The following is a 7249-nucleotide window of genomic DNA, read 5'->3' as shown; positions in this document are numbered from 1 at the left end:
AATGGACAGGTCCACCCCGTCCAGGACCTTGTGCTCCCCGTATGCCTTGCGCAGACCGGTAGCCGTGATGGCCGTCATGACAATCCTCCTCTGAATGAACTGGAAATTCTGTCGGTCAGGTGAAAGGCGAACTTTCGATGTCTGAAGAAGACCGCGTGGGCGGAGTGCGAGAAAGTCCCGCGCCGGCCCCCGGAATTCATCGCGGCCGGCCCGCTCGGCGCCGGCCGACGAATGCGGCCAGCCGGGCCGCGATCATCCTGGAGACCAGGAGGGCGGCGGCGCGGATCCCCATGTCGAAGTTCGGCGAGAACTGCCGGGTGCCGCCGTGGGTGCTGCTCACGGCAGGCTCGCCATCAGCGTGGCCGCGGCCCGGTGGCGGGCGCAGTCCCGTTCGCTGAAGGACCGGTGCACCCGGTCCTGGATCTCCGGCGCCTGTTCCTGGCTGAGCTTGAACATTCCGTCGGCCCCGGTCACGGTGAACCGGAAGGCCCCCACATCGGGGAGGATCTTGCGGAAGTAGGGGATCGACCCGGTCATGTCCCAGTGGTCCCCGAAGTCCTTCTCGAAGGCCCGCACGGTGGCCTTCACGACCTCCAGGGTGTCCTCGGAGGGGCCCGGGGAGTCGATCTTCTCGATGGTGCCGCGGACGTGCACCGAGGTGAAGTTCCAGGTCGGGGCCGCGGTGGCCTTCCCGTACACGGTGGGCGAGACATAGCCGTGCGGGCCGGTGAAGGTGAGCAGGGCCACCTCTCCGGACTCCACCGCCGCCCAGTGCGGGTTGGACCGGTTCATATGGCCCAGCAGGGTGGAGCCGGCCAGGTCGGGGGCCCACTCCCCGGTCGTCGCCGGATCCCAGATCACCGGCAGGTGGGTGGCGAAGGGGCCGGTGAAGGGGCTTCCGTTGTGGACCATGAGGGCCAGCGGATTGTTCCGTATGAGGTCGACCATCCACGAGCCCGATGGCTCGCGGTATTGGGGGGGTACGAACATCGTGGATCCGTCCTTTCGGCGGCGGGTTGTTCCGTCTGCCGAGAACACTAGGGACGGCTGATTTTGATTCGTTATCGGACCGGCTTCCCCCTTGCCGAAAGGAATCCGATACCGAAAGGGAAACCGCTCGGCCTAGCTTCGCCTTCGGAGTCGGCACCGCTCCGTGTCGAAGTCAGGAGAGAAGCATGTTCCATGTGGATTCTGAGATCGGTGTACTGAAACAGGTCATCCTGCACGAGCCCGGTCTCGCGTTCGAGCGGCTGACCCCGGCCAACAAGGACGAACTGCTCTTCGACGACGTCGTATGGGTGTCCCGGGCCCAGCAGGAGCACCGGGCGTTCCAGCAGCTCATGCGCGACCGCGGGATCACCGTCCACCTGCTGCACGAACTGCTCGCCGAGACCGTCAAGGACGACCGGGCCGTCTCCTTCGTCCTGGACCGGGTCCTCGACGAACGGCAGCCGCACCTCGGCCCCGCGCTCGCCCGGCTCACCGGCCAGGTGCTGTCCGCGATGGGCCCGGACGAGCTGGCCACCCATCTGCTCGGCGGCCTCAACAAGCGCGAGCTGGTGGAGGCCCTGGGCGAGCGCGGCCCGCACGGTCTGCGGTCGCTGGGCCTGGACCTGATGCGCGAGGAGGACTTCGTCCTCGCCCCGCTCCCCAACTCCCTCTTCACCCGGGACACCAGCTGCTGGGTCTACGACGGGGTGTCGGTCAACCCGATGATGATGGCGGGCCGCAAGCGCGAGACCGTCAACTACGAGGCGATCTACACCTACCACCCGATGTTCGCCGAGTCCGGCGCACAGCGCTGGCTGGACGGCGAGGCCACCGCCCCGGCCTCGATCGAGGGCGGCGACGTCCTGGTCCTCGGCCACGGCACCGTCCTCATCGGCCTCGGTGAACGCACCACCCCGGCCGGGGTGGAGCTGCTGGCCCGCCGGCTGTTCCGGACCGGCTCCGCGCACCGGGTCATCGCCGTGGAACTCCCCAAGGCCCGCGCCTACATGCACCTGGACACGGTCCTCACCATGGTGGACCGGGACGCCTTCACCCTGTTCGCCGGACTGGACCGGAACGCGCTCCGCTCCTGGACCCTCACCCCCGGCCGGCACCAGCACCCCCGGGTCACCGAGAACAAGGACTTCTTCGGAGCCGTCGGCGAGGCCCTGGGCCTGGACCGGGTCAGGGTCCTCCAGGCCCGCCAGAGCGGTTACGCGGCCGAGCGCGAGCAGTGGAACGACGGCTGCAACCTGCTGGCCCTCGCCCCCGGCACGGTCATCGCGTACGAGGTCAACGAGAACAGCAACCGGATGCTCCGTGACAACGGCATCGAGGTGCTGGAGATCCGCGGCGACCAGCTCGGCCGCGGCCGCGGCGGCCCCCGCTGCATGAGCTGCCCCATCGAGCGGGATGCCGCCTGAACCGGTGCTGAATGCGGCGATAACCAAACGAAAACCCCGCCGCATAGCGTCGCCGGAAAGAGAGAAATCCCGCCATCCCGCCCTCCGAGAGGAAGAGGACCCTTGTCCGAGCCCCAGCCGATCCGGCCCGCCAGGCGGGCCACCCCCCGCCACTACCTGATGTGCCGTCCGACCCACTTCGACGTCACCTACGCGATCAACCCCTGGATGGACCCCGGGAAGCCGGTCGACACCGATCTGGCGGTGGCCCAGTGGGAGGCCCTGCGCCGGCTCTACCTGGACCACGGCCACACCGTCGAACTGGTCGAACCCCTGCCGGGCCTGCCCGACATGGTCTTCGCCGCCAACGGCGCCACCGTGGTCGACGACCGGGTCCTGATCGCCCGCTTCCGGCACCCCGAGCGCACCGCCGAGGCCCCCGCCTACCACCGCTGGTACACCGACCGCGGCTATCCCGAGGTCACCGAGGCCGAGTACGTCAACGAGGCCGAGGGCGACTACATCGTGGTCGGCCGGACCGTGCTCGCCGGCACCGGGTTCCGCACCGATCCGCGGGCCCACGCCGAGGCCGAGCGGGTGCTCGGCGTCCCCGTCGTCAGCCTCACCCTGGTCGACCCCCGCTACTACCACCTCGACGTGGCCCTGGCCGCCCTCTCGGACACCGAGGTCATGTACTACCCGGGCGCGTTCTCCGAGGAGAGCCGCGCGGTGCTCCGCGAGCTCTACCCCGACGCCGTCCTCGTCGACGACGCCGACGCCGAGGCCTTCGGCCTCAACGCCGTCTCGGACGGCCTGCACGTCTACCTGCCGGAGACCGCCACCGGCCTCGCGGCCCGGCTGCGCGACCACGGGTTCGAGCCCGTCGGGGTCGACCTCTCCGAGCTGCTCAAGGCCGGCGGCAGCGTCAAGTGCACCACCCAGGAGATCCGGCACGCGGCACCCGCCGCGTGAACCCCGGTCCCCAGCACCCGAAATCCACCCCCTCCATGCCCGTGGGAGAGTCATCCATGAACGCTCGCGAACACGAGATCTACGACGTCGTCGGCATCGGCTTCGGCCCGTCCAACCTGGCCCTCGCCATCTCGCTCGAAGAACACCGCGCGAACGTGCTCACGAACCCGATCACCTCGGCGTTCTTCGAGAAGCAGCCCCGCTTCGGCTGGCACCGCAACATGCTGCTGCCGCAGGCGACCATGCAGATCTCCTTCCTCAAGGACCTGGTCACCTTCCGCAACCCGGTGTCCCGGTTCAGCTTCGTCTCCTTCCTGCACTCCTCCGGCCGGCTCGCCCGGTTCGTCAACCGGCAGGACTTCTTCCCGACCCGCGCCGAGTTCCACCAGTACCTGGAGTGGGCCGAGTCCAGCATCAGCAACGCCGTCACCTACTCCTCCCCGGTCACCGGCATACGGCTGCCCCCGGAGGCCGCCCACGGCACCCCCGAGTACCTCCAGATCGACGTCGGCGACCCGGCGGGCGGGGTCCGCACCGTCAACGCCCGCAACGTGGTCATCTCGACCGGCCTGGTCCCACGCTTGCCCGAGGGCATCACACGGCACGAACGGGTTTGGCACAGCTCGGAGTTCCTCGCCCGCTACGCCGAGGCCGAGCCGGACCGGCTCCGCCGGGTCGCGGTGGTCGGGGCCGGCCAGAGCGCCGCCGAGATCACCAAGTTCCTGTACGACAGGCTGCCGCACGCCGAGGTCACCGCGATCATGCCCTCGTACGGCTACTCGGTCGCCGACGACACCCCCTTCGCCAACCAGGTGTTCGACGCGGAGGCGGTCGACGAGTACTACCACGGCACCGAGGAGGCCCGGGACGCCTTCTGGCGCTACCACCGGAACACCAACTACGGCGTGGCCGACGACGCCATCATCCGCGAGCTCTACCAGGTCCAGTACGAGGAGGAGGTCCGGGACAGCCGCCGGCTGTCCTTCCGCAACCTGACCAAGGTCCGCTCGGTGGAGCACACCGCCACCGGCACCCGGGTCCACCTGGCCTCCCAGCTGGAGGGCCGGCCGCCGGTCCTGGACGTGGACCTCATCGTCTTCGCCACCGGCTACGACGCCCTGGACCCGGCCGTGCTGCTCGGCGACCTCGACCGCTACTGCCTGCGCGACGAGTCCGGCCGACACCGCCTGGAGCGCGACTACCGGCTGGTCACCACCCCCGACCTGCCGGTCGGCATCTACCTCCAGGGCGGCACCGAGCACACCCACGGGCTGACCTCCTCGCTGCTGTCGAACATCGCCGTCCGCAGCGGGGAGATCGCCGACTCCATCATCCAGCGACGGGCCGAGCGCGAACTCGCCCCGGCCGTCGCCCTCCAGACGGCCGCCGAGTAACCCGCTCCCGCCGCCGTGCCCCCCGCGCCGACCCGTCCACCCGACGCGGTCCGCGGGGGGCTTTCTGCTGGACCCCGGCCCGCCGGGCAGAAGCCGGAACACCCCGATAGACCACGGAAAACGCCGGAGCACTCCCCGGAAAGCACCGGAGGAAGACGGAGGATTTCCTCCATGGCGCCCGCGCCCGCGCGCGCGTAGATTCGCCGATAATCGCTGCCACTTTCCCACCCGAGAAGGAGTTCGTCATGGAATCCACCGCTGGAGCGGTCCTCGCCGGATCCACCCTGCTGGCCGGCGCCGCCCTGGTCGCCACCAGCCTGCTCTGGCTCTCCAACGGCCTGGCCCGGGAGCGCCGTACGGCAGAGCGCGCCGAGGCCGACCGGCACGCGCTGCGCACCGAGGTGGCCGGCCTGGCGGACCGTATCGGTGCCATGCACCGCCTCCTGGAGGGCGTGGACTGACCCTTCCCCCCGGACCGTCTCTTTCCGGCCCCCGACCCGCCCAGAATTCTCCGCATTCCTTCCGCATCACTCCCCGCGCGCCCCCCCGGAAGTGGACCGATATCGGCCTGATAAGACCTCTGCCTAATGTCTTCCCCATGAAGACGTGACGCCACCCCGGCGCACGCGGAGGCCCAGATCCTGGTGGAGGCGACGCACATGACCGACGACACGGACGAGCACGGCCCGACGGCCGGCGGTCTGCCCGGTACCGATACCGAGCGGAGACTCGCCGGACTGTGGGCCGAGGCGCTCGACGTGCCTGTGCACCGCATCCAGCGCACCGACAACTTCTTCCGGATCGGCGGCACCTCACGGGCCGCCGCCCGGCTGGTGATCGCGCTGGAGCGGCGGCTGTCGATCGACGAGTTCGCCCGCACCCCCACCCTGACCGACCTCGCGGCCCTGATCGACCGGCGCACCGCCGTACCGGTCCCGGGCTGAGGTCCGCCGGGCGTCCACGCGGTACGAAGCCGACGAAACCATGGGAGACAGCGGAAGATGACGACCGTAATCGAAGCAACGGCGGCGGAGCGGTTCCCGGACGCGTCCCCCGTGGGGCCGGCCGCACCGGACGGCACCGACCCGACCGGCACCGACCCGACCGACACCGGACTGTGGACCCCGCAGCGGCGGGCCGCCGCCCAGCAGCCCGACTGGCCCGTACGGTCGGCCGTGGACGTGGTCCGGGCCCAGCTCGACGCGGCCCTCCCGCTGGTCTCCGCGGCGGAGTGCCGGACCCTCAAGGAGCGGCTGGCCGCCGTCTCCCGGGGCGAGGCCTTCCTCCTCCAGGGCGGCGACTGCGCCGAGACCTTCGCCGACGTCACCGCCGAGGCGGTCCGGGCGAAGGTCCGCACCCTGCTCCAGATGGCCCTGGTCCTCACCTACGCGGGCAGCGTCCCGGTGGTCAAGATGGGCCGGATGGCCGGCCAGTACGCCAAACCGCGCTCCCAGCCCACCGAGACCCGCGACGGCATCACCCTGCCCGCGTACCGAGGCGACGCCGTCAACGGCCACGAGTTCACCCGCACCCAGCGCATCCCGGACCCGGGCCGCATGCTGCGCATGTACCAGGCGGCCGCGTCCACCGTGAACCTGGTCCGCGCCTTCACCACCGGCGGCGACGCCGACCTCCACCAGGCCCACCTGTGGAACCGGGACTTCGTCCGGAACTCCCCGGTCGGCGCCCGCTACGCCCGTCTCGTCGACCACATCGACCAGGCCCTCTCCTTCATGCGGGCCTGCGGAGCCGACGAACGCGCCATGCAGGCGGTGGAGTTCTTCGTCAGCCACGAGGGCCTGCTGCTGGAGTACGAGCAGTCCCTCACCCGGACCGACCCGGCCGACGGCCGCCCCTACGCCTCCAGCGGCCACCTGCTGTGGGTCGGCGAGCGCACCCGCGACATCGACGGCCCGCACATCGACTACTTCTCGAAGATCGCCAACCCGATCGCGGTGAAGCTCGGCCCGACCACCACCCCGGACACGGTCCTCGCCCTGATCGACAGGCTCGACCCCGAGCGCGACCCCGGCAGGCTCACCTTCGTGGTCCGGATGGGCGCCGGAGCGGTCCGCGAGCGGCTCCCCGCGCTGGTGGAACGGGTCCGGGCGGAGGGCGCGCCGGTCGCCTGGGTCTGCGACCCGATGCACGGCAACACCTTCCAGGCGCCCTCCGGGCACAAGACCCGGCACTTCGACGACATCGTGGACGAGGTCACCGGCTTCTTCGAGGTCCACCGGGGCCTGGGAACCCACCCGGGCGGAATCCACCTGGAGTTCACCGGCGACGACGTCACCGAGTGCGTGGGCGGCGGGGCCCGGGTCCGCTTCGGCGACCTGACGGACCGCTACGAATCCGCCTGCGATCCGCGCCTGAACCGCTCCCAGTCCCTGGAACTCGCCTTCCTCACCGCCGAGATGTACCGCAGGCGTTGACCCCGATCCAGCCCCCGACCCCGATCCAGCCCCCGACCCCGATCCAGCCCCCGAT

Annotated in this window: 8 protein-coding genes; 6 read left to right on the top strand and 2 right to left on the bottom strand. The window is 70.4% G+C overall.

The features are described 5' to 3' along the window. Window positions 1–196: 196 nt before the first annotated feature. Complete coding sequence (locus ACZ50K_RS04115; protein WP_468897117.1) at window positions 197–340, bottom strand: hypothetical protein; 144 nt, start codon at window positions 338–340, stop codon at window positions 197–199. Then, on the bottom strand, window positions 337–990 hold the full coding sequence (locus tag ACZ50K_RS04110) for an FMN-binding negative transcriptional regulator (RefSeq protein ID WP_468897115.1): 654 nt from the start codon (window positions 988–990) through the stop codon (window positions 337–339). Before ACZ50K_RS04110 ends, ACZ50K_RS04115 begins: the two co-directional genes overlap by 4 nt. Window positions 991–1175: 185 nt before the next feature. Between ACZ50K_RS04110 and ACZ50K_RS04105 the strand changes: the two genes are divergently transcribed. From ACZ50K_RS04105 to ACZ50K_RS04080, 6 genes are all read left to right on the top strand, one after another. Further along, window positions 1176–2414, top strand: coding sequence for an arginine deiminase (locus ACZ50K_RS04105; protein ID WP_468897113.1), 1239 nt, complete (start codon window positions 1176–1178; stop codon window positions 2412–2414). A gap of 102 nt (window positions 2415–2516) precedes the next feature. Further along, complete coding sequence (gene ddaH / locus ACZ50K_RS04100) at window positions 2517–3365, top strand: dimethylargininase (protein ID WP_468897111.1); 849 nt, start codon at window positions 2517–2519, stop codon at window positions 3363–3365. A 56-nt stretch (window positions 3366–3421) separates the two neighbouring features. After that, the gene (locus tag ACZ50K_RS04095; RefSeq protein ID WP_468897110.1) at window positions 3422–4759 is read left to right on the top strand and encodes a lysine N(6)-hydroxylase/L-ornithine N(5)-oxygenase family protein; all 1338 of its coding nucleotides are present in this window, start codon (window positions 3422–3424) and stop codon (window positions 4757–4759) included. 245 nt (window positions 4760–5004) lie between these two features. Continuing rightward, window positions 5005–5220 (top strand): hypothetical protein, encoded by a 216-nt coding sequence (locus ACZ50K_RS04090; protein WP_468897108.1) that lies wholly within the window; start codon window positions 5005–5007, stop codon window positions 5218–5220. Window positions 5221–5418: 198 nt separating this feature from the next. Continuing rightward, window positions 5419–5703, top strand: a complete 285-nt coding sequence (locus ACZ50K_RS04085; protein ID WP_468897106.1) for an acyl carrier protein — start codon at window positions 5419–5421, stop codon at window positions 5701–5703. 57 nt (window positions 5704–5760) lie between these two features. Beyond that, on the top strand, window positions 5761–7194 hold the full coding sequence (locus tag ACZ50K_RS04080; protein WP_468897104.1) for a class II 3-deoxy-7-phosphoheptulonate synthase: 1434 nt from the start codon (window positions 5761–5763) through the stop codon (window positions 7192–7194). Window positions 7195–7249: the final 55 nt, after the last annotated feature.

The sequence above is a fragment of the Streptomyces sp. NPDC033845 genome (genome assembly GCF_055576225.1).
The sequence above is the reverse complement of the archived record's forward strand: the minus strand, read 5'-3'. Positions and strand labels throughout refer to the sequence as shown.